Source organism: Caballeronia sp. SEWSISQ10-4 2 (assembly GCF_030464885.1).
Lineage (GTDB): Bacteria > Pseudomonadota > Gammaproteobacteria > Burkholderiales > Burkholderiaceae > Caballeronia.
In genome coordinates this window covers 93,664-117,472 of sequence record NZ_JALPRJ010000024.1, presented here as the reverse complement: position 1 = coordinate 117,472, position 23,809 = coordinate 93,664, and the positions used below count along the sequence as shown (strand labels likewise).

Annotated in this window: 23 protein-coding genes; 18 read left to right on the top strand and 5 right to left on the bottom strand. The window is 61.5% G+C overall.

The genetic code is table 11. The features are described from left to right. Nucleotides 1–598 precede the first annotated feature (598 nt). A complete protein-coding gene (locus tag M0D69_RS18135) occupies nucleotides 599–1,291 on the bottom strand; it encodes a response regulator (RefSeq protein WP_047897238.1) in 693 nt (230 codons plus the stop codon). Beyond that, nucleotides 1,288–3,099, bottom strand: coding sequence for an ATP-binding protein (locus tag M0D69_RS18130; RefSeq protein WP_301783332.1), 1,812 nt, complete (start codon nucleotides 3,097–3,099; stop codon nucleotides 1,288–1,290). Before M0D69_RS18130 ends, M0D69_RS18135 begins: the two co-directional genes overlap by 4 nt. Nucleotides 3,100–3,278: 179 nt before the next feature. Here M0D69_RS18130 and M0D69_RS18125 point away from each other — a divergent pair, with 179 nt between their 5' ends. Both M0D69_RS18125 and M0D69_RS18120 read left to right on the top strand, forming a co-directional pair. Next, on the top strand, nucleotides 3,279–3,644 hold the full coding sequence (locus M0D69_RS18125; protein ID WP_301783331.1) for a DUF2866 domain-containing protein: 366 nt from the start codon (nucleotides 3,279–3,281) through the stop codon (nucleotides 3,642–3,644). A gap of 71 nt (nucleotides 3,645–3,715) precedes the next feature. Beyond that, nucleotides 3,716–4,519: a winged helix-turn-helix domain-containing protein gene (locus M0D69_RS18120; RefSeq protein ID WP_301783330.1), complete on the top strand. Its 804-nt coding sequence runs from the start codon at nucleotides 3,716–3,718 to the stop codon at nucleotides 4,517–4,519. 696 nt (nucleotides 4,520–5,215) lie between these two features. Here M0D69_RS18120 and M0D69_RS18115 read toward each other — a convergent pair. From M0D69_RS18115 to M0D69_RS18105, 3 genes are all read right to left on the bottom strand, one after another. Beyond that, on the bottom strand, nucleotides 5,216–6,130 hold the full coding sequence (locus M0D69_RS18115) for a glycosyltransferase family 9 protein (RefSeq protein WP_301783329.1): 915 nt from the start codon (nucleotides 6,128–6,130) through the stop codon (nucleotides 5,216–5,218). Further along, on the bottom strand, nucleotides 6,127–7,035 hold the full coding sequence (locus tag M0D69_RS18110; RefSeq protein ID WP_301783328.1) for a glycosyltransferase family 9 protein: 909 nt from the start codon (nucleotides 7,033–7,035) through the stop codon (nucleotides 6,127–6,129). The genes M0D69_RS18115 and M0D69_RS18110 overlap by 4 nt, the downstream gene beginning before the upstream one ends. Nucleotides 7,036–7,485: 450 nt before the next feature. After that, nucleotides 7,486–7,683 (bottom strand): hypothetical protein, encoded by a 198-nt coding sequence (locus M0D69_RS18105; RefSeq protein WP_301783327.1) that lies wholly within the window; start codon nucleotides 7,681–7,683, stop codon nucleotides 7,486–7,488. Between the two features lie 216 nt (nucleotides 7,684–7,899). Between M0D69_RS18105 and M0D69_RS18100 the strand changes: the two genes are divergently transcribed. The 16 genes from M0D69_RS18100 to M0D69_RS18025 all read left to right on the top strand — a co-directional run bounded on the left by M0D69_RS18100 (nucleotide 7,900) and on the right by M0D69_RS18025 (nucleotide 23,772). Further along, a complete protein-coding gene (locus tag M0D69_RS18100; protein ID WP_301783339.1) occupies nucleotides 7,900–8,181 on the top strand; it encodes a tannase/feruloyl esterase family alpha/beta hydrolase in 282 nt (93 codons plus the stop codon). 480 nt (nucleotides 8,182–8,661) lie between these two features. Beyond that, nucleotides 8,662–9,720: a hypothetical protein gene (locus M0D69_RS18095; RefSeq protein ID WP_301783326.1), complete on the top strand. Its 1,059-nt coding sequence runs from the start codon at nucleotides 8,662–8,664 to the stop codon at nucleotides 9,718–9,720. Between the two features lie 95 nt (nucleotides 9,721–9,815). Further along, the gene (locus tag M0D69_RS18090; RefSeq protein ID WP_301783325.1) at nucleotides 9,816–11,642 is read left to right on the top strand and encodes a nickel-dependent hydrogenase large subunit; all 1,827 of its coding nucleotides are present in this window, start codon (nucleotides 9,816–9,818) and stop codon (nucleotides 11,640–11,642) included. Continuing rightward, nucleotides 11,639–12,178, top strand: a complete 540-nt coding sequence (locus tag M0D69_RS18085) for a NifU family protein (protein WP_301783324.1) — start codon at nucleotides 11,639–11,641, stop codon at nucleotides 12,176–12,178. The genes M0D69_RS18090 and M0D69_RS18085 overlap by 4 nt, the downstream gene beginning before the upstream one ends. Nucleotides 12,179–12,314: 136 nt before the next feature. Then, nucleotides 12,315–12,887 carry a DUF5947 family protein gene (locus M0D69_RS18080; protein ID WP_301783323.1) on the top strand — a complete coding sequence of 191 codons (573 nt, stop codon included), beginning with the start codon at nucleotides 12,315–12,317 and terminating at the stop codon, nucleotides 12,885–12,887. Further along, on the top strand, nucleotides 12,880–13,578 hold the full coding sequence (locus tag M0D69_RS18075; RefSeq protein ID WP_301783322.1) for a DUF6084 family protein: 699 nt from the start codon (nucleotides 12,880–12,882) through the stop codon (nucleotides 13,576–13,578). The genes M0D69_RS18080 and M0D69_RS18075 overlap by 8 nt, the downstream gene beginning before the upstream one ends. Continuing rightward, nucleotides 13,575–14,972 (top strand): hypothetical protein, encoded by a 1,398-nt coding sequence (locus M0D69_RS18070; protein ID WP_301783321.1) that lies wholly within the window; start codon nucleotides 13,575–13,577, stop codon nucleotides 14,970–14,972. The genes M0D69_RS18075 and M0D69_RS18070 overlap by 4 nt, the downstream gene beginning before the upstream one ends. Then, nucleotides 14,969–15,532: a hydrogenase maturation protease gene (locus tag M0D69_RS18065; RefSeq protein WP_301783320.1), complete on the top strand. Its 564-nt coding sequence runs from the start codon at nucleotides 14,969–14,971 to the stop codon at nucleotides 15,530–15,532. Before M0D69_RS18070 ends, M0D69_RS18065 begins: the two co-directional genes overlap by 4 nt. 112 nt (nucleotides 15,533–15,644) lie before the next feature. Further along, nucleotides 15,645–18,029 (top strand): carbamoyltransferase HypF, encoded by a 2,385-nt coding sequence (gene hypF / locus M0D69_RS18060; RefSeq protein ID WP_301783319.1) that lies wholly within the window; start codon nucleotides 15,645–15,647, stop codon nucleotides 18,027–18,029. Between the two features lie 20 nt (nucleotides 18,030–18,049). After that, a complete protein-coding gene (locus tag M0D69_RS18055; protein WP_301783318.1) occupies nucleotides 18,050–18,379 on the top strand; it encodes a HypC/HybG/HupF family hydrogenase formation chaperone in 330 nt (109 codons plus the stop codon). Next, the gene (locus tag M0D69_RS18050; RefSeq protein WP_301783317.1) at nucleotides 18,372–19,073 is read left to right on the top strand and encodes an SIS domain-containing protein; all 702 of its coding nucleotides are present in this window, start codon (nucleotides 18,372–18,374) and stop codon (nucleotides 19,071–19,073) included. The genes M0D69_RS18055 and M0D69_RS18050 overlap by 8 nt, the downstream gene beginning before the upstream one ends. Beyond that, a complete protein-coding gene (gene hypD / locus M0D69_RS18045; protein ID WP_301783316.1) occupies nucleotides 19,070–20,251 on the top strand; it encodes a hydrogenase formation protein HypD in 1,182 nt (393 codons plus the stop codon). The genes M0D69_RS18050 and hypD overlap by 4 nt, the downstream gene beginning before the upstream one ends. Further along, nucleotides 20,248–21,294: a hydrogenase expression/formation protein HypE gene (gene hypE, locus M0D69_RS18040; RefSeq protein WP_301783315.1), complete on the top strand. Its 1,047-nt coding sequence runs from the start codon at nucleotides 20,248–20,250 to the stop codon at nucleotides 21,292–21,294. Before hypD ends, hypE begins: the two co-directional genes overlap by 4 nt. Nucleotides 21,295–21,323: 29 nt before the next feature. Beyond that, a complete protein-coding gene (gene hypA, locus M0D69_RS18035) occupies nucleotides 21,324–21,653 on the top strand; it encodes a hydrogenase maturation nickel metallochaperone HypA (RefSeq protein ID WP_301783314.1) in 330 nt (109 codons plus the stop codon). Between the two features lie 41 nt (nucleotides 21,654–21,694). Next, nucleotides 21,695–22,663, top strand: a complete 969-nt coding sequence (gene hypB, locus M0D69_RS18030) for a hydrogenase nickel incorporation protein HypB (protein ID WP_301783313.1) — start codon at nucleotides 21,695–21,697, stop codon at nucleotides 22,661–22,663. 50 nt (nucleotides 22,664–22,713) lie between these two features. Beyond that, nucleotides 22,714–23,772 (top strand): HoxN/HupN/NixA family nickel/cobalt transporter, encoded by a 1,059-nt coding sequence (locus tag M0D69_RS18025; RefSeq protein ID WP_301783338.1) that lies wholly within the window; start codon nucleotides 22,714–22,716, stop codon nucleotides 23,770–23,772. The last annotated feature ends 37 nt before the right edge of the window (nucleotides 23,773–23,809 follow it).

Genomic DNA, 23,809 nt, shown 5'->3' with positions numbered 1-23,809 from the left:
GTTTTAGTACCTCACGCGGGCCAGCCCTTACTTCCACGGAAGTCATACTGACTTTTTCCGACGACGGCGAAAAAGAAACAGAAGCAAAGAAAACGCCTCCCAACCATCGGCAAGTCAGTGTCCCTAGCGCGCAGGCCCGGCGCTTTTGGCACCTGATAGCACGGTGCTCGTCAGACTGAAGGATGTTTGAACCCCTCCTTCTCGCGAATCCCGACACGAACACGCTTCGCCCCCAACGCTCTCGGGCGAGAACCATGACCCACAGACCAGTACGGCCTGACGTGTGCTGGTTGCCTCATTTCGTCGTGGGTTGGCTACGCGGTCCGCGTGCCAATTTTCGTGGGTGATTGTTTGCGGATAGCGCGGGGAGAAGCAGTGGCAGGTTCAGTCACTGCCGTGGTTGGAAAGCGCTTTCTTTGCTTCGTTTCTTTGTCGCTTTGGACAAAGAACGACGTGCCGCCACGCACAGTGGCTAATAGTGATAAAAAATACATCTAACTCACGCAGACCACTAACGCCGAAAGCACCAACCCAGCCCCCCCGACCACTCCCCCCACAACCACCAAAACCCCACCTCGTCCACCGGCGCGAGCGAAAACTAAAGCTCCAGCCGATACCCCACGCCGTACACCGAAACAATCGGTTCACTGTCTGGGCGCACGACCTGGAGCTTGCGGCGCAGATTCTTGATGTGACTATCGATAGTACGATCCGTCACCACGCGATGGTCGTCGTAAAGCTGGTTGAGCAGGTAATCACGCGGGAAGATCCTGCCCGGCGATTTCATCAGCAACGCCAGCATGCGCAACTCGACCGGCGTGAGCTTCAGTTCCTCGCCGTCAAGCCGCGCGCTATGGAATTGCTGGTCCACTTCGAGGCCCGTTGCAACGGGTGCAGCGGCCACAGCCGGAGGGGCCGCGCGGCGCAGAATGGCCTTGACCCGGGCGACCACCTCGCGCGGACTGAACGGTTTGCAGACGTAGTCATCGGCGCCAATTTCAAGTCCACGCAGACGATCGGCCTCATCCACGCGCGCGGTCAGGATGATTACCGGAAGCGTCGAAAACTGCCGCAGTTCACGGCAGATATCCACACCATTGCGTCCCGGCAACATCAGGTCGAGCAGCATCAGCGAGGGCGGGGTGGTGCGAATGAACGGGATCACCTCGGCGCCGTCGCTGATCGACGTTGTTTCGAATCCTTCGACATGCAGATAGTCCGCCATCACCGCCGCCAGCTTCGGTTCATCCTCGACGATCAGGATTCGAACGCCGCGTCGCTCGGTACTCATGAAACGCCTCCTTCCGGTTCAAAATGTGCCGTTATCCAGACGCCACCCAACGGCGACGGCCGCGCCATCGTGGTCCCGCCGTGCGCCGTCACGATCGCCCGGCACAACGCAAGACCGAGGCCCGCGCCACCGCTCTGGCGGCTACGCGATTCATCGACGCGATACAGACGCTCGAACAAATGCGGCAGCGCTTCGGCGGGCACGCCCGGCAGCGAGTCCTGAACATCGAGTTGCCAGCCGCGCGGTCCGACCGACACCGACACGCACACGCTTCCGCCCGGATCGGTATAACGCAGCGAATTGAGCAGCAGGTTTTTAAGCAACTGCACAAAGCGCGCAGGATCGACCTGGAAGATCAGGCCGAACGCGCCATCCGCAGCTAACTCGTTGGACGCCTCCGGCAGCGTCAGACTCAGTGCAATCTGCTTGGCCCTGAACGATTCCCGCATGGCCTCGACCGACGCATGGACAAGCTGGCCGACGTCAGCCGGCACTTTTCTGTAACTCAACGCACCGACGTCGCTCAACGATAACTCGTAGAGGTCTTCGATCAATTTGTTCAGCATCGCGACCTCGTTTTGCAGCGAGGCCAGGGAATGGCGATCGAACGCATGCACACCGTCTTCGATCGCTTCAAGTTCGCCACGCAACACGGCCAGCGGCGTGCGCAACTCGTGTGAGATATCCGCGATGAAATCCCGGCGCGAACGCTCCGCGCGTTGCAGCGAATCCGCGAGCACATTGAAGTCGCCCGCGAGCCGGTCCAGTTCGTCACGACGCCCGGCCGCGACCCGCGTGGTGTAGTCACCGCCCGCCAGCCGGTGGGTCGCGATCATCAGGCGCTTGACCGGCGCCAGCACGATCCGCGCGAGCAACATAGCGACCAGCGCGGCCAGGATGACGGCCACGCCGGCGATCTCCCAGGTCGCGCGCGCCTGCTGCGCCTGGAAGGCGATATCGGCGGCATCGGAGAGTGTATTGGGCGCGTTGGCGGCGACCCAGCCGACCACCTTGCCGTTGTAGATCACCGGCTTGAGCATCGTGTCGGGCGGTGGTTCGGAGTCCGTCGTAGCGACCAGATCATGGTTGGCGTCGAAGAGCGTGGCGGGCTGACGGTCGCCGCGTCCGCCCCGGGCCATCGGTGGCGTGTGCGGCGGCGGGCGGTCATAGGGCGGTTCGTCGAAGGCAACGCTCCTGTCCACCCGGTCGCGGCTCGCCACCACGCCGGAGTCGGCGAACGCCGGGGCGGGCAGGCGCATTCCCCAGTGCGGACCGTCCTCCTTGCCCGACAGGGGGCCAAGCAGTTGCTGCACGCTGGCGCTGCCCGGAAAGGTACGCCAACTGGGCAGCTTGTTCGTCTGCGCCTCGACCATTTCCTGGCGCAGCGCCTGGTCATGCGCGGCGTCGAGCAGCGCAACCCACTCTTCGGGATGCTGACGCAGGAAGTTCCAGCTGCCGTGAGCGGCGTATTCGGCCGTCACCTTCGCCATGACGGCGTTCAGGCGCCCGGCGTCGCGCGCACGGACGTAATGCAGGAAACCGTTTTCGAAACTCAGGCGCAGCGCATATCCCATCGTCAGGGAAATGGCGAGGCAGGCAATCAGCACCGCGAGAAACATTTTCCACGTAATGCCGAAACGAAACTTCCCGGCTCCCGCCCTCGAGCGGTTTCCGATCACTTCCAGACAGTTGCGCGAGCCGGGACCCTGTAGGTCGCCGGTTGGTTCGGCCAACGCTTTTGGGGTCGCTTCACCGGCCACTCCGCCTAGGGGTGCGCCGAGTATTTCGCTATGGGTTTCGCTGTGCATTCGCGGATTCTAGTGGAAACAGGGGGGCGTTTTACATTCCCGCGCAACCTCCACGATTTCTCCTTCTTTTGTTCATCGTCAGTGCGGGATGCCTGACTACTATTCGATCCTGCCAATGGCGTCATTCCACTTACGCCACTCATCTGCCAACTTATCCGCCGATTTTGGAGAGAACACGCATGCAAACCGCTTCGAGCGTTCAGCACACCCCTTCGAAGGTCTTCGGGCGCGGCGCGATATCGCCCCGGAACAACGATACGCGGCCAGCGGCTGATGCGCCCGAGGCCGCGTCCGCGACCAGTGCGAACCGGGTCATCAAGCTGCGTGGCGCACGTGTCTCGGACACGTTGCCGCGGGCTTGGGGCGAGTGCTGCCGGATCGTCGAATGGGTTAATCGCGAGGGGCAGTATTCGTGTCTCGCGGTGCCGGGCGACGCGTCGGAAGAAGAGATTCGTCATCGCATGCGCTCGCACAGGAATGGCCCGCAGCACCTCGTGACGGACGATCGGGAGTTGCCGGCCCGGGTCGTATTGCCGCGCATGTAACGGCAAAACGATGCTCGGTCGCGCTCGTTGAAATTCAGAGAATCCTTCAGTAAGTTGTCCAGGAAACACAGATGAAAACACGCATCTTTTTTGTCGAGGCCAATCCGGCGATCCACGGGAAACTGCGCGATGTCCTCGAAAGCCGATACAAGGATGTCCAGACGCTCAGCAGCGGTTACGCGTTGATCAGGCGCATGGAGCAGGACGTCCCTGCGCTGATCGTATTGCGCGACGGCTTGCCCGACATGAGAGCCTCGGCGGTGCTGCAGGCGCTGCACCAGGCTGGCCACGACACGCCGGTTATCGTGATCGGCGACACGATGAGCACGCTGGGCTCGGTGGAGTTGATCGTGTGCCTCGAACTGGGTGCCGACGACTACGTGAGAATGCCTTGCGACCCGCGTGAGCTGCTGTCGCGTGTGGAGAACGTGCTGCGTCGCGTGCCGCACAAGGCGCCTGCGCTTGCCGGTGGCCTGAGACAGTGCGACATCGGTCAATTCGTCCTCGACTTCCAAACTCGGCGGCTTACGCGCAATGGCGTGCCTGTTGCCATGCATTCGAGCGTGTTCGCGTTGCTGCGCCTGTTCGCGGAACATCCGCTGGAGGTGCTGTCGCGGCGGGTTATTGCCGATAGATTACGCGGTGCCGGGGAAGGGCATTGCGATCGTTCGCTGGACGTCCTTGTCTGCCGGCTGCGGCGGATTGTTGAGCCGGATCCGTCGAGGCCACGGTTGATCCAGACGATCCGGGGACGGGGTTATGTCTTCACCCCTGGCGGGTTGGGCGCCGCTCCGATCGAATTCGACGATGAACCACTTGGGGTGGCGCCGGAACCGGCTTGGCGGCGGGATACTGCCGTTGGTAGTTACGCGTAGCGGTTGGGGGGCTGGGTTGGTGCTTTCGGCGTTAGTGGTCTGCGTGAGTTAGATGTATTTTTTATCACTATTAGCCACTGTGCGTGGCGGCACGTCATTTCTTTTTCCAACCGCCGGTAAGTTAGCGTCCCTAGCGTGCAGGCTCGGAGCTTTTGGCACCCGATAGTACGGTGCCTGCCAGACATCACCGATGTTTGAACCCCAACATCTCCGAACACCGATACCCACACGCTTCGCCACCAGTGACTGAACCTGCCACAGGTTCACCCCGCGCTATCCGCGAACAGTCACCCACGAAAATAGGTACGCGGACCGCGTAGCCAACCCACCAAGAAATGAGGCGATCTGCACACGTGAGGCCGTCATGGTCTGTGGGTCATGGTGCTTGCCCGAGAGCGTTGGGGGCGAAGCGTGTTCGTGTCAGGATTCGCGAGAAGGAGGGGTTCAAACACCCTCAAGTCTGGCGAGCACCATGCTATCAGGTGCCAAAAACTGGGGTCTGCACGCTAGGGACACTAACTTGCCGGTGGTTTGAAAGCGCCTTCTTTGCGTCATTTCTTTGTCGCTTTGGAAAAAGAAACGACGTGCCGCCACGCACAGTGGCTAATAGTGATAAAAAATACATCTAACTCACGCAGACCACTAACGCCGAAAGCACCACCCCAGCCCCCCCGTCCACCGGCGCGAGCAATCAATCTACCCTGCCTGCCGGGTCATCCGCCCAAACGCCGCCAAAACCCGATTGCACGTCAGCGTGTGCCGCCAGAACCGCTCTTTCAGGTACGCGGTAGGCACCCACTGCCACGGCAACACCACATCGACGAGACCCCACGCCGGCCGCCACCGCTCCGCCACCCGGCGACGCCGGAACAGGCTGATGCTCGGAATGCCGAGATTCGATGCCAGATGCCCGATGCCCGAGTCGTTGCCGATAAACCACCCCGATTCGTACACCCAGCAGGCCAGCTCGTGCAGGTTCGCGAAATGGGGTGCGGGGATATCCAACTTCTCCAGGTCGCGCCAGCGTTCGCGCTCGTGCGGCGCAATCACGAACTGCACGTCATAACCGCGCTTGCGCAAACGCTGGGCAAGCCGGACGAACCGATGCGAGAACCAGCGTTTGTCCTCGGTGCTAGCCTCGGGATGAATCATGACGCGCTTCGCGTTTCCTCTGTGCTCAAGGCCCGCAGGCGCGGTAATCCCGTTATCCAGCACCGGTGCGGGGAGCGCGAGGTCATCGCGGCAGAAATCGGCGAAACGCTCCGCCATGCAGCCCGGGCGGTCGCCGAATTCCACGTCGTGCAGCGTCAGTACGTGCGAATGGACATTAACCAGATCGACCAGCGGCTGATTCCATTGCATCTGGAAAACCGTGTCATAAGCGGCAAACGCTGCCCCGACATCTTCCTTCGGAAGCGGAAAGATCGGCACGCCGGGAAACCATTGCCGCAGCGCATGCGCCGGCGTGCCGAAGACGGTGACATCGAAACCGTTGTCGATCAGGTTCCTGACGATCACCATGGAAACAAGTGTGTCGCCTATCGCGTTGGAGGCGACGAAAGCCACCCGGCCGACGGGCGCGCGAGGAGCGGGCGAAGTGTGGGTATTCATGCGTTGGCAGTGAGTGCGCGCAGCCGGTCGAACGCATCCGCCACCTTGTTGACCGACAGCATATATTTCCAGTAACGCTCCTTGAGCCGTCCAGTCGGCAGATAGGCGCTCCCAATCAGCACCTGGCCCACCCCCCAGCCCGGGCGCCATGTGCGGGCTGTGCCGCGGCGCATGAAGAGCGAGAGCGTGGGGATCTGAAGGCTCGATGCAAGATGGCCGATACCCGAATCGTTGCCGATGAACCAGCCGCATTCGTACAGCCACGCAGCGACCTGGTCGAGCGGGCCCAGATCCGCGAGCGTGAGTCCCAGGCGCTCGATATGCGTCCAGTGCTCACGCTCTTCCGGCGCAACAACGAATTGCGGGTCAAAACCGCTGTCGCGCAGCTTGATTGCCAGGCTGATAAAACGGGACGGCAGCCAGCACTTGTCGGTTGTGCTCGCCATGGGATGGATCGCGACGCGCAGCGGGCGGTGCCGGTGCTGCAGGCCGGGCAGGGGCGTGATGCCGTTGCCTTTGTCGACCTGGGCGAGGCGCAGTTCGTCGCGGCAGAAGCGGGTCAGGCGTTCCGCCATGGAATCCGTCGAATTGGCGCTGCAAAGATGGGCGAGGATAAGGACTTTCGGATGCAGTCTTTCAAGATTGACGAACGGCTTGTTGGCGTGCAGTTGAATGACTGTGTCGAAGCGGGCGAGTTTTGCCGCGCAGTCGTCCAATCGCAATTCGGGTTCGATGTCGATGCCGGGAAACCAGCTACGCATGTTATTGATCTGTTGGCCGAACACCGTGACCGCAATGCCGTTCAATCGAAGGTTACGTGCCACGGTCATCATCAACAGCGAGTCGCCGAGCGCTGAAGACAGGATCAATGCCACGCTGGAAAGTGGCTGGGTTGCGTGCGGCATATATGCCTCCGGCGACGCGCTCCGCTGTCGGGGGAGTGCATTCCGCTCAAGTTGTATCCCTGAGCCGGAGGGAGTCTAAGATCACGCTCCATTACTTGGGTTACGGCACAACTTACCAATACTTAAGAGCCCCGTATTCTGGGGCAAAAAAATACCGATGTCGCGAGAATTTTTTATGATGGAGGGCCATCGGGTCTGGCGCTGATTAAGTGGGTGCGGTTTCAGGCGCGGCCGGCGTCGCCGGCCCGGAGGCGTATCTTAAGACGGTGCCCCGACCACGGGGCGCTCGTAAGTGACTCCAGCGACTGCAAATGCCGGTCGCTGGTTACATATAGGGCGGGGCCGCTCGCCTCGGCAGCGAAAGCGAGGCGTGACGACGGGCAGGGTGAAAGCTGCCACGCCCCACGATGGCTGTTTTGAGGGATACGGGATCTGCGAGGAACCGGTAGCTCAGGAAATAGCCGCAGCCGGCTGAGTCCACGCGACCAATTGCTGCAATGCTTCGTCCACGTTCAGATCGGATGTATCGAGTGTCGTGTTCGTTGGCTGATAGAGACTCTCGCGCGCATCGAGCATCCGGTGAATGTGTTCCAGCGCCTCGCGCTGCAAGGCCGACGTGGCGATCCGCGCGTCGTTTTGCGCGATCACACACGCGAAATGGACCTCCGGCCGCGCCTTCAGCCAGACGGTAAAAAAAGTGCGCAGAGTCGGACAGCGCGGGCGGATGGGGCACGTTTCAGTTCGGCAGCACGTCGGCTGCGATCTCCTCGGGGCTCGGTATCTTCTCCGATCAATGGATGACATACGCCATCACCGGGAACGCGAACACGAGCCTGCTGACAAGGTCGTGCAAACGATGGGGCAATCCGCCACGGGCGGTTTCATGCGTTTTATGACTCCCCCGGCATGACACATTCGGGTACTGGACCGGGAGCACCGCTTGCCGACCGTTTGACAGCGCTCGATAACTGGGTGGAGAACGGCGTGGTGCCGCCGGATCAACTGACCGCTAGCCAAAGTTGCGGCGGACGGCAGCGTCGTCCTGACACGCCCGATGTGCCCTTAACCCGCCTGGCCGAAGTACAACGGCAGCGGCGACGTCGATTCAGCATCGAGCTTTACCTGCGTGACGTCGTAGGGACGTGATCACTACCCCGTAGGGACGGCGCGATTGGCCGGGGGAAAAACGTGCCCATGTCGCGTCCTGTTCTACCTATGTCATCACATGCGATGCTCGAATAGATCGTTGAACAAACATTTTCGCCGCATGTTCAAACGGCCGGGAGCGCGTTGCCGGCGCGTTTCGGCGCACGTCCGGGAAAACCTCCGCAGAAACGGGTTGATTGGCTAGCGTTACGAACTATATTTGAGAGAATAAAAAACACGGTCATGCAGGCGAAACGTTTGACTGCGGCTTATTCACTGTTTAACCGCGTGTTTAACCGCGGTTTAAATATCGGCCTAAAGCAGACCGGAAAGACGAGCGAATAGACAGACCAAAGCGGCATCCTTCGATCGCCGTGCTTGATCTATTCGCGCAAGGCGGGTCCCCGCCACGGCCGGCAACAGACACGTTGCAATCCGCGGGGGTGTCACAAAATCGCCTGCAGGCGAGGAGGTTCCACCATGGATCCGGCAAGCGCCATTCCCTATGGCCGCAAGACTCAGCACGCCCCTGCACTGAAGGAAGTACACATCCTGTGGATTACCGCGGGCCTCGGTTGCGACGGCGATTCAGTATCTATTACCGCCGCGACGCAACCCAGCATTGAAGACGTGCTGCTCGGCGCAATCCCTGGACTGCCGAAGGTGCATCTGCACAACCCGGTGCTGGCGTATGAAAACGGCGCGGAGTTCATGGCCCCGTTTCATGCTGCGGCGCGAGGTGAGATGGACAACTTCGTACTCGTCATGGAAGGCTCGATCCCGAACGAAAAAATCAATCGTGAAGGGTACTGGGCCGCGATGGGAACGGATCCTGACACGCACGAACCCATCACGATTCCGCAGTGGCTCGATCGCCTCGCGCCTAAGGCGCTGGCCGTCGTCGGCGCGGGCACGTGTGCGACTTACGGCGGCATTCATGCGATGGAAGGCAACCCCACGGGTTGCATGGGCCTGGCGGATTATCTCGGCTGGGACTGGAAATCGAAAGCGGGCTTGCCTATCGTCAACGTTCCGGGTTGTCCGGTGCAGCCGGACAATTTCATGGAGACGCTGCTGTACCTGCTTTATCAACTGGCAGGTCTTGCACCCATGATTCCGCTCGATGCCGCGCTACGTCCGAAGTGGCTGTTCACGCGTACCGTGCACGATGGCTGCGACCGCGCGGGTTCCTATGAACAGGCGCTGTTCGCGACGGAATACGGGAGTCCGAACTGTATCGTCAAGCTGGGTTGCTGGGGGCCGGTAGTCAACTGCAACGTGCCGAAACGCGGCTGGATCAACGGCGTTGGAGGCTGTCCGAACGTGGGCGGTATCTGCATCGGCTGCACGATGCCGGGGTTCCCGGACAAGTTCATGCCATTCATGGACCAGCCACCCGGTGCGGTCCTGTCGTCGAATCTCATCAAGTCCTATGGCGGGCTCATTCGCAGTTTGCGCAAGCTCACCAATTCGACCATCAACGATGAACCGAAATGGCGGCATAACCGTCCTGAGCTGACGACTGGCTATCGTCGCTGAGCGGCTGCGCGGAACACATGGAAAGCGCCGCTCGATGAGGGGTAGTGAACATAGCGGCGGTCTCAGCGAGAGACAGAAGTATCCAGGAGGGGGTCATGGCGGACATTGCGGCACCTGAGCTGAAGTCGGGCAAGGCATCACAGCCGACCAAACTGGTCGAGATGAACTGGGATCCGATCACGCGGATCGTCGGCAGTCTCGGTATTTATACGAAGATCGATTTCGAGCAGCGCAAGGTCGCGGAGTGCTACAGCACGTCATCGATTTTTCGCGGCTACAGCATCTTCATGAAGGGCAAGGATCCGCGCGACTCGCACTTCATCACCAGCCGTATCTGCGGCATCTGCGGCGACAACCACGCGACCTGCTCGGTGTACGCGCAAAACATGGCCTACGGCGTGAAACCGCCGAACATGGCGGAGTGGATCGTCAATCTCGGCGAAGCGGCCGAGTACATGTTCGATCACAACATCTTCCAGGATAACCTGGTGGGCGTCGACTTCTGCGAGCAGATGGTCAAGGAAACTAACCCGGGTGTCTGGGCGAAAGCGCAGAAGACCGCCGCACCGCATGCGGAGATCCACGGCTACAAGACCATCGCGGACATCATGACCGCGTTGAATCCGTTCACTGGCGAGTTCTATCGCGAGACGCTGCATGTCAGCCGTTATACGCGCGAGATGTTCTGCCTGATGGAAGGACGTCACGTGCATCCGTCGACGCTGTATCCCGGAGGCGTGGGAACGGTGCCGACCGTGCAGCTGTTCACCGACTACATCACGCGGCTGATGAAGTATGTGGAGTTCATGAAGAAAGTCGTGCCACTGCACGACGACCTGTTCGACTTCTTTTATGAAGCGCTGCCGGGTTACGAGGAGGTGGGCCGCCGGAGGATTCTGCTGGGGTGCTGGGGATCGTTCCAGGACCCGGACGTGTGCGACTACAACTACAAGACGATGACCGACTGGGGCCGCAGCATGTTCGTCACACCGGGCGTGGTGGTGGACGGCGAACTGGTGACAACCGATCTGGTCGAGATCAACCTGAACATCCGCATCCTGCTCGGTAGCTCGTTCTATGAGGACTGGGATCACGAGGAAACGTTTGTTCGTCAGGACCCGCTGGGCAACCCGATCGATCGCAAACACCCCTGGAACCAGACGACCTTGCCGCGGCCCCAAAAACGCAAGTTCGACGGCAACTATACGTGGGTGATGTCGCCGCGCTGGTACGACAAACGTACCGGCGATTACCTTGCACTCGATACCGGCGGCGGTCCGATCGCACGTTTGTGGACGACCGCACTCGCAGGTCTGGTGGATATCGGCTATGTGAAGTCGACGGGCCACAGCGTGAAGATCTATTTGCCGAAGACGGCGCTAAAGCCGGAAGTCGAGTTCGAATGGAAGATTCCAATGTGGAGCAACGCGATCGAACGTGACCGCGCGCGCACTTACTTCCAGGCGTATGCCGCAGCTTGCGCGCTGCATTTCGCGGAGAAGGCACTGGCCGAATTGCATGCGGGCCACACGCGCACCTTCACGCCGTTCCAGGTGCCCGATGAAGCCATTGGCTGTGGTTTTCATGAAGCGGTGCGCGGGGTGTTGTCGCATCACCTCGTGATCAAGGGCGGCAGGATTGCGAACTATCATCCGTATCCGCCGACCCCGTGGAATGCAAATCCACGCGATATCTACGGCACGCCTGGCCCCTACGAAGACGCGGTGCAGAACACACCGATCTTCGAAGAGAACGGGCCGGACAAGTTCAAGGGAATCGACATCATGCGTGCGGTGCGCAGCTTCGATCCGTGCCTGCCGTGCGGTGTCCATATGTACGTGGGAGATGGCAAGACCGTCGATGTCGCGCATTCGCCGACCTTCGGCGTTCCGCCGGGCATGAAGCCGGGAGGGCACTCATGAGCGGCGCGCGCGTGCTTGATGAACAACAACGGCGCATTGACGAACTGATTGCAGCACTGGCGGCACTGGACAACAAGCATGCGCGGGACATTGCGCAGGCGTTGCTGCAGGTGGTGCTTGATCTGCATGCAAGCGGTCTCGCCCGGTTGGCCGAAATCGTGACCGAGGCGGACGGCGCCGACGGGCCGATTGTCGCCCGGCTGATGCAGGACAAGCAGGTCAGCGCATTGTTGCTGCTGCACGGACTGCATCCTCAGGATCTGGCAAGCCGGGTGCGCCACGCGGTCGAAGGGCTGCGCGCGCCGCTGGGTGCGCAAGGCATGGGGATAGAACTGCTCGAGGCGCGGGAGGACCTGGTACGCGTTCGTCTGGCGGGCGTGCTGACTGGCAAGCACGTCACGCCTGCCGATGTGCAGAACGATATCGAGCGGGCTATTTTCGAACAGGCGCCGGACGTAGCGCACATTGAAATAGACGGGATGCCGGACGTCAATGTCCACGAGCTGCGGTTTGTCGCAACGCTGCCTACATCATGAACGCGCGTGGGGAGGAGCAACCCGGGCAANNCCCGGACAACCCGGACAACCCGGACAACCCGGACAACCCGGACAACCCGGACAACCCGGACAACGCGGCTGGGTTGCCGCGTTGCGGACGTTTGCCCGCCCGCCGGTGACGACGCTATGCGAACTGTGTGGCGAACCGCTCGACAATGTCCATCCGCATCTGGTTGAACTGGAGCAGCATGCGCTGCGTTGCTGCTGCCGCGCGTGCGCGCTGCTGTTCGGCAATCAGCAGAATGCGCGATATAAGCGGGTGCCGGAACGCGGTACCTGGCTTAGCGGCTTTCATCTTGGCGACGAACAATGGGACGCGCTGGCGATCCCGATCGGCATCGCGTTTTTCTACCGGGATTCGGCGGCACAACGCGTGATCGCGATGTACCCCGGTGCGGCCGGCGCGATGCAATCGTCGCTCGACCTGAGCGCGTGGGATCGCCTGGTCGCCGATAACCCCATTCTCGATACCCTCGAACCTGACGTTGAAGCGCTGTTGGTGAACCGCGTGGAAGGCGCGCGTGAGCATTACCGCGTGCCTATCGACCAGTGTTATGCGCTGACCGGCGTGATTCGTGCGCGCTGGCGCGGCTTGTCGGGCGGTGCGGATGCATGGCGTGCGATCCACGCCTGTTTCGCCGCGCTGAAAGCAGGCGAGCGTTTGCCCGAGGGAGTGCCGAATGCCTGATCTTGACTTCGTCGTCGAGGGTGCGGAGGTCGCGCTGCATTCGGTGTCGCCGCTGCTGTTGTTCAAGCTGCGCGTGACTAATACGAAAGCGCCGAACGCGTCGAACGCGTCGAACACGCACGACGAGATCGCGAGCCTCGCGCTCCATTGCCAGATCCAGATAGAAGCGACCCGGCGTCGTTACGAGCCAGTCGATCAGGCGCGGCTGACCGAATTGTTCGGCGTCCCGCAGCGCTGGTCGCAGACATTGCGGACCTTGTTGTGGACGCATGCGAACGCCGCTGTTCCTTCGTTCACCGATACCTGCACGGTCGATCTGCCGGTGCCGTGCACGTTCGACTTCAATGTCGCGGCGGCGAAGTATTTCGATGCACTGGGAGACGGAGAGATTCCGTTGATGCTGCAATTCAGCGGCACTATTTTTTATCGCGAGAGCGACGGCGCGTTGCAAGTCGCGCGTGTTCCGTGGCACAAGGAAGCGGCGTTCCGCCTGCCGGTCGCGACTTGGCGCGCGATGCGCGATTACTACTACCCGAACAGCGCATGGATGTGCGTGCGGCGCGGCGTGTTCGAGCGGCTGGAGCGCTACCGTATCGAGCGGGGATTGACCGGCTGGGACGAGGCGCTGACCGCCTTGATGGACGAGGCCGGCATCGAACAGGCGTGGCCCGCGCAGGGAGGTTTGCAATGAACCCCATCGATGGGATCGTTCAGGCCGTGCTGTACGAGGGGTACATGCTGTATCCGTACCGTGCGTCCTCGGACAAGAACCGGCAGCGCTGGACCTTCGGCAGCGTGTATCCGCTAGCATGGGCCGACTGGTCCGGCAGCGATGCTTCGATGATGCAGACGGAATGCGTGATCGAAGGCGACGACGAAACGCGTGTAATGGTGCGTCCGTGTTTCCTGCATCTGATCGAACGGGACGTGCGTGAGTTGAACGAGCCCGCGGCTGCATGGACGGGCGTAGATGAATCGTCGTCGCGGCCGGTGGCGTCGCTGGAAGTGGGCGGGCGGCGTTTCGACGCGTGGCAGGAGGCCGGTGAACAGCACGTCGAGGTTCCGGTGCTGACGCTGGATGAATTGTGTATCGCGGGGCTGCGCCTGCCGTTTTCACTACCAGGAAACCGTGTTGTCGAACCGCTGACGGAAGCGGACGGCCGCGTGCGTGGTGCGCTCGTGCGCACACGGGCGGCTATCGCTGGCCGTGTCGAATGCTGTGCAACACGACTCGCCGAACACACCTTCCGCCTCACGGTACGCATGGTCAACGTCACGCCGGTTGACGAACCGCAGCGCTTGAATCGCGACGCGGCTTCGTCGTTCGCCTTGCTGTCATGCCACGCGGTGCTGGCGGTGGAGGGCGCTGCATTCGTGTCGTCGATCGAACCGCCGGACGAGCTCGCCGAAGCGGTTGCCGCTTGCACGAACATCGGTTTGTGGCCGGTTCTGGTCGGCTCCGCCGAGCGGCGCGACACCATGCTCGCGGCGCCGATCATTCTCTACGACTATCCCCAGGTAGCGCCGGAAAGTGCCGGCGATCTCTTCGATGCCACAGAGATCGACGAGATCCTGACACTGCGAATCCTCACGATGACGGACGCCGAGAAACGCGAGATGGCCGCGGGCGATGAACGTTCGCGCGCGCTGCTCGAACGCACGGAAAGCCTGTCCGCGAGCGACTTGCAACGCCTGCACGGGACCTTGCGCGAAGTACGCATGGATACGGGGGGCTGGCCGGATGTATCGGAGGAGTCAGGAGACCGACCCAACGACGCCGCTCCGTGGGCAGAGCTCGACGCCAAGCCGCGGCTCGTTTGCGTCAACGTCGACGGCGTGGCGTTGCAGGTAGGTTCACGCGTCGTGCTGCATCCCCACGCGCGCGCCGATATCTTCGACCTGGCCTTGCGTGATCAGATAGCGACCATCGAATCGATCGAGCGCGATTTCGAGGACCACGTGCATGTAGCGGTGACGATCGACTGCGATCCCGGCCGTGACTTCGGACTGGCGCGCATGCCGGGTCATCGCTTCTTTTTTGCGCCCGACGAGATCGAACCGTTGCGCGAGGAGCGGTCGTCATGACCTCGATCCTGGTGGCCGGAATCGGGAACGTATTCCTTGGCGACGACGGTTTCGGCGTTGACGTCGTGCGGCGTCTGCACGCAAGACGAAGCGAAGCGTGGCCGCCTGAGGTCCGTGTGATTGACTATGGAATCCGGGGGATCGATCTGTATTACGCGCTGCTGGATGGCGTGGATCTAGCCATCCTCGTCGATGCAACGCATCGCGATGGATCGCCCGGGACGCTGTACGTGATCGAACCTTCCACAAACAACACCAATGAAGGTTTCAAAGGCGATGCTTCGCCCGTCATGATCTCGCCGCACGATCTGGATCCGGCGAGAGTCCTTCAGGCAGTGGAAGCGATGGGCGGCGAAGTGGGACGTATCGTATTGATTGGTTGTGAGCCGGAAAGTCTCGGCACGGAGGAGGGGCAGGAAGGCCGCATGGGACTGAGCGAACCCGTCGCGACGGCAGTGAATGAAGCGGTAAAAACCATTGAAACGATGATCGAAAACATGCAGGTGGGGACCACCGTGGCCAACGCCGGGAGCGTGTCGCAGGACCACTGGAGAGCATGATGAAGCTCTTGCTGAAGTACTTGTTATTGCCGGCGTTGATCGTTGGCATTGCGGCGAACCTGAAGGATATCCGCCGCTATATCCGTATCCGCAACATGTGACGGGCACGGCCATGAGCCTGTGCCCGCCAGCGGTTCGCGACGAACCGTCCGTGATATCGCGGGCCGGTGCGGTCATTCGTGTGCGCGGACTCGTGCAGGGTGTGGGTTTCAGGCCCGCGGTATGGCGTCTTGCGCGCGATTGCGGTGTCAGTGGCGATGTATGCAACGACAGCGAGGGCGTGCTCATTCACGCATGGGCCGATACGACCACACTCGATAATTTTGTCGCGGGCTTGCGCAGCGGCTGTCCGCCGCTTGGGCGGATCGATGCCATCGAGCGTTACACACTCCACGAATTACCGCCGCCTTCCAGCGGGTTTCGGATTGTTGCAAGCGAGGGCGGACATGCGCATACCGGGGTGGTGCCGGACGCGGTAACGTGCCGTGCTTGTATCGACGAGACCTTCGATCCGTCGAGCCGTCGATGCGGTTACGCGTTCACAAACTGCACGCATTGCGGGCCGCGCTTGTCGATCGTTCAGGCAATCCCTTATGACCGCCCGAATACAACGATGGCGATGTTTCCGTTATGTGCCGCGTGCAGAAGCGAATATGACGATCCCGCCGACCGGCGCTTTCATGCGCAACCGGTCGCGTGTCCGGATTGCGGACCGCATCTATGGCTGGAGCGAGCCGATGGTTCGCTCGAACAAGGTGATCCGCTGCATGCCGCGCGCTGCTTGATCCAGTGCGGCGAGATCGTCGCAATCAAAGGGCTTGGCGGGTTTCAGCTTGCGTGCGCCGCGGCGGACCATGCGGCGGTTGCGAAATTACGCGCGCTGAAACATCGCGAGCGCAAGCCATTCGCACTGCTGGCGCGCGACGTGGCGATGATCGAACGTTACTGCGTGGTGAGCGACGCGGACAGGATTCTTCTTGCAAGCGCAGCCGGGCCGATCGTCATCATGCCGATGATCGATCGCGGCGCAAGCGATCCGTTTCCGGGCGTAGCACCGGGCATCGCCACGCTCGGGTTCATGCTGCCTTCAACGCCGCTGCATCATCTGATGATGCAATCGCTCGACGGGCCGGTCGTGCTGACCAGCGGCAATCTCGCCGACGAGCCGCAATGCATCGATAACGACGAAGCTCGCACACGTCTCGCGGGCATGGCCGATGCGCTGCTGATGCACGACCGCGATATCGCTCGGCGAGTGGACGATTCCGTCGCGCGGGTCATCGGCGGCGTACCGCGGTTGCTGCGCCGCTCGCGCGGTTACGCGCCTGCGCCGCTGCGTTTGCCGAGTGTTTTTTCTAGCGCACCCGCGATTCTTGCGATGGGCGCGCAGCAGAAAAACGCATTCTGCCTGCTGCGCGATGGCGAAGCGGTCATCTCGCATCACATCGGCGAACTGGAGAACGGCGAGACGTATCGCGACTACATGGTGTCGCTCGCGCGTTATCAGCATCTGTTCGAACACGACGCGCGTTTTGTCGCGGTCGACCTGCATCCCGAGTATCTGTCGCGCAAGCTCGGTATCGATATCGCGCAGCAGCGGCATTTACCGCTGGCCGAGATCCAGCATCATCACGCGCATTTCGCTGCATGTCTTGCAGAAAACGATATCGGCTTGGGCACGGAGGTTCTTGGCATCGTGCTCGACGGGCTTGGAATGGGCTTGCACAACGCGCTTTGGGGCGGCGAATTTCTACTCGGTGGATACGTGGATTTCGAGCGTCTCGCCAGCTTCACACCGATCGCGCTGCCGGGAGGCACGCACGCGATCTACGAGCCGTGGCGCAACACCTATGCACATCTGCGTGCCAGCCTCGGATGGCGGCGTTTCGCGAAGCAGTACGCAAAGCTCGACCTCCGTCATTTCCTGGCCGACCGGCCGCTGACGGTCCTCGATCAGATGATCGACGGCGGGATCAATAGTCCGGCTGCGAGTTCGGCGGGTCGTCTGTTCGATGCGGTCGCCGCGGCGCTAGGCGTCTGTCGCGAACGTGTGCAATACGAAGGACAGGCTGCGATCGAACTCGAAGCGCTGATCGATACATGCACGCTCCATGACGAAGACGATGCTCTGGCGTATCCATTGGGCATCGTGGAAACGGATGGGCCGTTTTTGATCGACCCGCAGCCGATGTGGATCGCGCTACTCGATGATTTGTTGCGTGCCACGCCGATGCAGGTGATGGCCGCACGTTTTCATAAGGGACTCGCGATCGCCATCGTGCAGATGACCAGCCGTTTGCTGGCATCCACTAAGGTCAACACCGTCGCGCTTTCCGGTGGCGTCATGCAGAACCGCGTGCTGTTCGAACAACTCGCCGCGCGCCTCGCCGCGCGTGGCCTGAATGTGCTGGCGCATCGCCAGGTGCCGTCTAACGACGGTGGCATCGCGCTGGGGCAAGCGGCAATCACCGCCGCGCGTGCCCTTGCATCCGCGTAGGTTGAACCACGGAGTACGTCATGTGCTTAGGCATCCCGGGACAGATTGTGGAGATCCGCGACGCGGACAATAACCTCGCATTGGTCGATGTAGGCGGGGTGCAGCGCGTCATCAATATCGCGTTTGTCGTGGATGACGACCGGCCGCCGACCGCGTGTGTCGGTGACTGGGTGCTCGTGCATGTCGGCTTCGCGATGAGCCGTCTCGACGAGGTCGAAGCGATGCGTACACTCGCGCTGTTGCGCGAACTCGGGGAAGCGCAGGCGGAGATGGCCGCGATGATGGAAGGGGGCGGTGAGCCACCACCTCCGGTGCCGTTCAACAACCACAACGGAGCCCGCCATGACTGAACATCGGGCGCTACAGGGCCTGTATCCGTTTCTTCACGGCGATCATCAGGACGCGGCGAAACTTGATGCCGCGCTGCTCGAATCGATCGCGCAGAAGGCGCAGGCGAGCATCGATGCGAAGCGCGCGTTCTTCGCGGATAACGCCGCTGCCGTGGTCGCCGTCGCGCATGCAGTTGCGGATGTTTATCGTCGTGACGGCAGGCTATTTGCAATGGGCAACGGTGGCTCGAGTTGCGATGCCGCGCACATCGCAGTGGAATTTCTGCATCCCGTGACCGCCGGACGTCCGGCTCTAACCGCAGTCAATCTCGTCGCCGATACCGCGATGATGACGGCCGTGGGCAACGACGTCGGTTTCGCACATATCTATGTGCGGCAACTGGTGGCGCAGGCGCGTCGCGGCGACGGCTTGATCGGTGTATCGACGAGCGGCAATTCCGACAACCTGCTTGCCGCGTTCGCCAAGGCGCGAGAGATGGGCGTAGTGACCATCGGCCTGGCCGGGCACGACGGCGGCAAGATGGCGGCGCCGGGTGCGCTCGATCATTGCCTGGTGGTTCCGAGCGACAGTATTCATCGCATCCAGGAAACCCATGTCGCGATTTATCACATCCTGTGGGACCTCGTCCATACGCTGCTCGCCGATGAACGCGGCAGCCTGAGTGTTCCCGACGCAGCGGAGCGCGCGTCATGAAATACGTCGACGAATTCCGCGATCCGGACAAAGCACGCACGCTTACGCAAGAGATTCATAAGCTGGTCGAGCGGATCGTGCGCGACCGTGGCGGCTTGCAGCGGCCCTTGCAGATCATGGAAGTCTGCGGCGGTCACACGCATTCCATTTTCAGGTACGGGATTCACCAGATGCTGCCGCCCGAGGTCGAGTTCGTCCACGGCCCTGGATGTCCGGTTTGCGTCTTGCCGATGGGCCGCGTGGACGACTGCGTCGCACTCGCTGAGCGGTCCGAAGTGATCTTTACGACCTTCGGCGACGCGATGCGTGTACCCGGCTCGCGCAAGAGCCTGCTGAAAGCGAAAGCCGATGGAGCAGATGTACGGATGGTCTATTCGCCGCTCGACGCGCTGGCGATTGCGCGTGCAAATCCGCATCGCGAGGTGATCTTCTTCGGACTCGGTTTCGAGACCACGATGCCAAGCACCGCGATGACCGTGCTGCAAGCTCACGCTCAACACATCAATAACTTCTCGCTGTTCTGCAACCACATCACGATCATTCCGACGATCAAGGCCATCCTCGACTCGCCCGACCTCCATCTCGACGGTTTCCTTGGGCCGGGACATGTCAGCATGGTGATCGGCACGCGACCGTACCGTTTTATCGCCGAGCACTATCGGCGGCCAATCACCGTTGCCGGATTCGAACCGCTCGACGTGCTGCAATCGGTGTGGATGGTGCTGCGGCAGATCGCCGAAGGCCGCTGCGAAGTGGAGAACCAGTACGGCAGGATCGTGCCGGAAGACGGCAATGCGCAGGCACTGTCGGCGATCGAGCAGGTGTTCGAGCTGCGCGAGTTCTTCGAATGGCGTGGCTTGGGATCGATCGATCATTCAGGCGTGCGGATCCGCGAACCGTTCGCCGCTTTCGATGCCGAGCGCAAGTTTCCCGTCGCCAACCTGAAGATTGCCGATCCGAAATCCTGCCAGTGCGGGGAAGTGCTCAAAGGCGTCATCAAGCCGCAGCAGTGCAAGGTGTTCGGCACCGCGTGCACGCCGGAGACGCCGCTGGGCTCGCTGATGGTGTCGAGCGAAGGCGCGTGCGCGGCGCATTACCGTTATGCCCGCATCGATACATCGGCGTTGTATGCGCATGGTGCTGCATCGAATGCGGTAAAGCAGGGAGCACAGGCATGAACGACCGGATCGGCAGGCTACGCGATGTCACGATCAATCTCGCGCACGGCGGCGGCGGCCGGGCGATGCGCGATCTGATCGAGGACGTGTTCGTCACCGCCTTCGATAACCCGGCGCTCGCCGCGCTCGAAGACCAGGCGGTATTTCCGCTCGCAGACCTCGCGCGGTTGGGCGACCGGCTTGCGTTCACCACCGATAGCTATGTCGTCGACCCGTTGTTTTTCCCGGGCGGTGACATCGGCACGCTGGCGGTATCGGGCACAGTCAACGACCTCGCTATGTCCGGTGCAAAACCGCTGTTTCTATCGTGCGGGATGGTGATCGAAGAAGGGCTTGCAGTGGATGTTCTGCGTCGCGTGGCGGCCAGCATGCAGCGTGTCGCGATCGAAGCCGGCGTGTCGATTGTCACGGGCGACACCAAGGTCGTCGAGCGTGGCTGCGCGGACAAACTGTTCATCAATACTGCGGGCGTTGGCGTCGTTCCATCGGGCGTAAATATATCTGCGCGCCGTGCGCAAGCGGGCGACGTGGTGATCGTGAACGGCTTTCTCGGCGATCACGGAGCGGCAATTCTAGTCGCGCGGCAGCAGCTTGCATTGCAAGCCGATATTGCAAGCGATTGCGCGCCGCTGGGTTCGCTGGTCGATGCGATGCTGGGCGCGTGCAAGGACATCCACTGCATGCGCGATGCTACGCGCGGTGGCGTTGCTACAGTGCTGAACGAGTTCGCGGTGTCGTCAGGCGTGGCGATCCGCATCCAGGAAAACGCGCTGCCGATCCGCGAGGAAGTGAAGGGCGCCTGCGAGATCCTCGGGCTCGATCCTCTGTATCTGGCGAACGAAGGCAAGCTGGTTGTGCTAGTCCCCGCGCATGCCGCAGCACGGGTGCTCGCAGCGATGCATGCGCACCCGGCTGGCACGCGGGCGGCGATTATCGGCGAGGTCGTCGCGGAGCCTGCGGGCATCGTGGTGCTGCACACGGTGTTTGGCGGACAGCGCATCGTCGACATGCTGACGGGCGAGCAATTGCCCCGGATCTGTTAGCGAGTTTCGGGCATAAGGGGTTCAGCGTCATGCATGAACTGAGCATCGCGAATAGTGTCGTCGAACTGTGCGCCGAACGCGCGATGGGCGCACGGGTGCTGCGCGTGACGCTGGAGATCGGCAGGCTGTCGGCGGTGATGCCGGATGCGATCCGCTTTTGCTTCGACGTCTGCGCGAAAGATACAGTAGTGGAAGGCGCTGCGCTGGAGATCGTCGAGACGCCGGGGCACGCTCGCTGCCTCGACTGTGGCGGCAGTGTGGCCATGACCGACCTGCTGGATCGTTGCAAGTGCGGAAGCGTCAACCTCGAACTGCTGGCCGGCAGCGAGCTGAAGATAAAACAGATGGAGGTGGTCTGATGTGTACCACATGCGGTTGCTCTAAAGGCGCAAGCACGGTCATGACAGACCCTGAGACCGGCGAGCGGATTGAAACGCCGGCGAAAGGGGAAAGCGGTGCTGCGCGCGAGCCGGGTTCCTGGCGGAAGCTTGCAGGCGGGTCGGCCGGCGGGAGCGTGGCCGCGCATCTCCACGCGCGAGCGCATCAACATGGTCATGCTCATGGCGGACATGAGCATGTTCACCACCACGATATGCACGCGCCCGAAGCCGACGCTGCGCACTTGGGAAATCAACCGCACACTGAACACGCGCCCATAACCGAAGCCGCGATCTTTGCGGCAACCCACGGCACGACGATCGCACTCGAACAGGACGTGCTTGCGAAAAACCAGTCGATCGCCGAACGCAATCGAGGCTGGCTGGCGAGCCGTCGGATCACCGCGCTGAATCTGGTCAGCTCGCCGGGGGCGGGCAAGACCACGCTGCTTGAACGCACTATCCGCGACCTCCAGGCGCTACGCGACACACAAGCGATCCAGGTAATCGAAGGTGACCAGGCGACCCTCAACGATGCCGAGCGAATCCGCGCGACCGGTTGCCGCGTGGTCCAGATCAATACCGGTACCGGCTGTCATCTCGATGCCGGCATGGTGTCGCGTGCGCTTGAGCAACTCGACCCGCCGCCTCATTCGTGGCTGATGATCGAGAACGTCGGTAATCTCGTGTGCCCGGCGCTGTTCGATCTCGGCGAGCAGGCGAAGGTCGTGATCCTGTCCGTCACCGAGGGCGAAGACAAGCCGCTCAAGTATCCGCACATGTTCCGCGCAAGCCGCCTGATGCTGCTGAACAAGATCGACCTGCTGCCGCACTTGCGTTTCGATGTGGAGCGTTGTATTGCGTATGCGCGGCAGGTGAATCCTGCAATCGAGGTACTGCGGGTATCGGCTGAAACCGGCGCAGGGATGGAGGCGTGGTACGCGTGGTTGCAAGCGACAGCGTTAGCCGAAGTCGGGGAAGCAGTGCGTTAAAGCGTGAACCGGGCAGTCGAAACGTGAAGGGTCTGAGTGCGGGGCTCATGATGCTAAAAAACATGTCTCAGCTTTTCAACGACCGCCCGACGAGTCTGCGGCACAAGATTACCGGCATCTACGCGTTTCTGCTCGTGCTGAATGTGGCGGCGTGGGCTTGGGCGCTGACGGCTTTTCACGGGCAACCGGCACTGCTCGGCACGGCGCTTCTCGCCTACACGTTCGGGCTGCGCCACGCCGTGGATGCGGACCACATAGCGGCTATCGATAACGTCACCCGCAAGCTGCTCCACATCGGCCGCAGTCCGCTCACCGCTGGCTTGTTCTTCTCGCTCGGACACTCGACGGTCGTGGTCGCGCTGACTGTTGCCGTCGCCTTCGCGGCCACTGCCCTGACCACGCATTTCGATGCTCTCAGAGGCATCGGCGGCCTTATCGGCACTAGTATTTCAGCGATGTTCCTGTTCGTCCTGGCCTTCGCGAACCTGGTTGTGCTGGCGTCCGTGATCAGGACGTTTCGCGCCGTTCGCCGAGGCGAGCCGCTGGTCGAAACCGATCTCGACCTGCTGTTGAACAATCGTGGTTTCCTCTCGCGCTTGCTTCGGCCGTTGTTCAAACTGGTATCGCGCAGCTGGCATCTTTATCCGGTCGGTTTCCTGTTCGGACTCGGATTCGATACCGCGACCGAGGTGGCATTGTTCGGCATATCGGCTGCCCAGGCGTCGCACGGCGTGTCGTTCTGGTCAGTGCTCGTTTTGCCGATTTTATTCACCGCCGGCATGTCGCTGGTCGATACCACCGATGGCATCCTGATGCTCGGTGCTTATCGCTGGGCCTTTGTGCGGCCCATGCGCAAGCTCTACTACAACATCACGATCACGTTCGTGTCGGTGCTGGTCGCGGTCCTGATCGGCGGTATCGAGGTACTGGGTTTGCTTCAAGACCGCTTGGGGCTGAAGGGCGCCTTCTGGGATGCGATAGGCAGCCTCAATGAGCACTTCGGGCTGTTGGGCTACATCGTCATTGGTGTATTCATCGTGAGCTGGATCGTCTCCATAGCTATCTACAAGCTAAGGCGCTACGACGATATCAACGTGAAAACGCTATGACGGCAGCGCTGGAATGATTGTCAGCAGAACAATTGTA

Coding starts and splice junctions, on each gene's coding strand:
- M0D69_RS18055 (WP_301783318.1), top strand. CDS start 18,050: ATGTGCTTAGGCATCCCGGGACAGATTGTGGAGATCCGCGACGCGGAC.
- M0D69_RS18125 (WP_301783331.1), top strand. CDS start 3,279: ATGCAAACCGCTTCGAGCGTTCAGCACACCCCTTCGAAGGTCTTCGGG.
- hypB (WP_301783313.1), top strand. CDS start 21,695: ATGACAGACCCTGAGACCGGCGAGCGGATTGAAACGCCGGCGAAAGGG.
- M0D69_RS18090 (WP_301783325.1), top strand. CDS start 9,816: ATGGCGGACATTGCGGCACCTGAGCTGAAGTCGGGCAAGGCATCACAG.
- hypD (WP_301783316.1), top strand. CDS start 19,070: ATGAAATACGTCGACGAATTCCGCGATCCGGACAAAGCACGCACGCTT.
- M0D69_RS18115 (WP_301783329.1), bottom strand. CDS start 6,130: ATGAATACCCACACTTCGCCCGCTCCTCGCGCGCCCGTCGGCCGGGTG.
- M0D69_RS18120 (WP_301783330.1), top strand. CDS start 3,716: ATGAAAACACGCATCTTTTTTGTCGAGGCCAATCCGGCGATCCACGGG.
- hypF (WP_301783319.1), top strand. CDS start 15,645: ATGAGCCTGTGCCCGCCAGCGGTTCGCGACGAACCGTCCGTGATATCG.
- M0D69_RS18070 (WP_301783321.1), top strand. CDS start 13,575: ATGAACCCCATCGATGGGATCGTTCAGGCCGTGCTGTACGAGGGGTAC.
- M0D69_RS18130 (WP_301783332.1), bottom strand. CDS start 3,099: ATGCACAGCGAAACCCATAGCGAAATACTCGGCGCACCCCTAGGCGGA.
- M0D69_RS18065 (WP_301783320.1), top strand. CDS start 14,969: ATGACCTCGATCCTGGTGGCCGGAATCGGGAACGTATTCCTTGGCGAC.
- M0D69_RS18110 (WP_301783328.1), bottom strand. CDS start 7,035: ATGCCGCACGCAACCCAGCCACTTTCCAGCGTGGCATTGATCCTGTCT.
- M0D69_RS18085 (WP_301783324.1), top strand. CDS start 11,639: ATGAGCGGCGCGCGCGTGCTTGATGAACAACAACGGCGCATTGACGAA.
- M0D69_RS18135 (WP_047897238.1), bottom strand. CDS start 1,291: ATGAGTACCGAGCGACGCGGCGTTCGAATCCTGATCGTCGAGGATGAA.
- M0D69_RS18075 (WP_301783322.1), top strand. CDS start 12,880: ATGCCTGATCTTGACTTCGTCGTCGAGGGTGCGGAGGTCGCGCTGCAT.
- M0D69_RS18025 (WP_301783338.1), top strand. CDS start 22,714: ATGCTAAAAAACATGTCTCAGCTTTTCAACGACCGCCCGACGAGTCTG.
- hypE (WP_301783315.1), top strand. CDS start 20,248: ATGAACGACCGGATCGGCAGGCTACGCGATGTCACGATCAATCTCGCG.
- hypA (WP_301783314.1), top strand. CDS start 21,324: ATGCATGAACTGAGCATCGCGAATAGTGTCGTCGAACTGTGCGCCGAA.
- M0D69_RS18095 (WP_301783326.1), top strand. CDS start 8,662: ATGGATCCGGCAAGCGCCATTCCCTATGGCCGCAAGACTCAGCACGCC.
- M0D69_RS18050 (WP_301783317.1), top strand. CDS start 18,372: ATGACTGAACATCGGGCGCTACAGGGCCTGTATCCGTTTCTTCACGGC.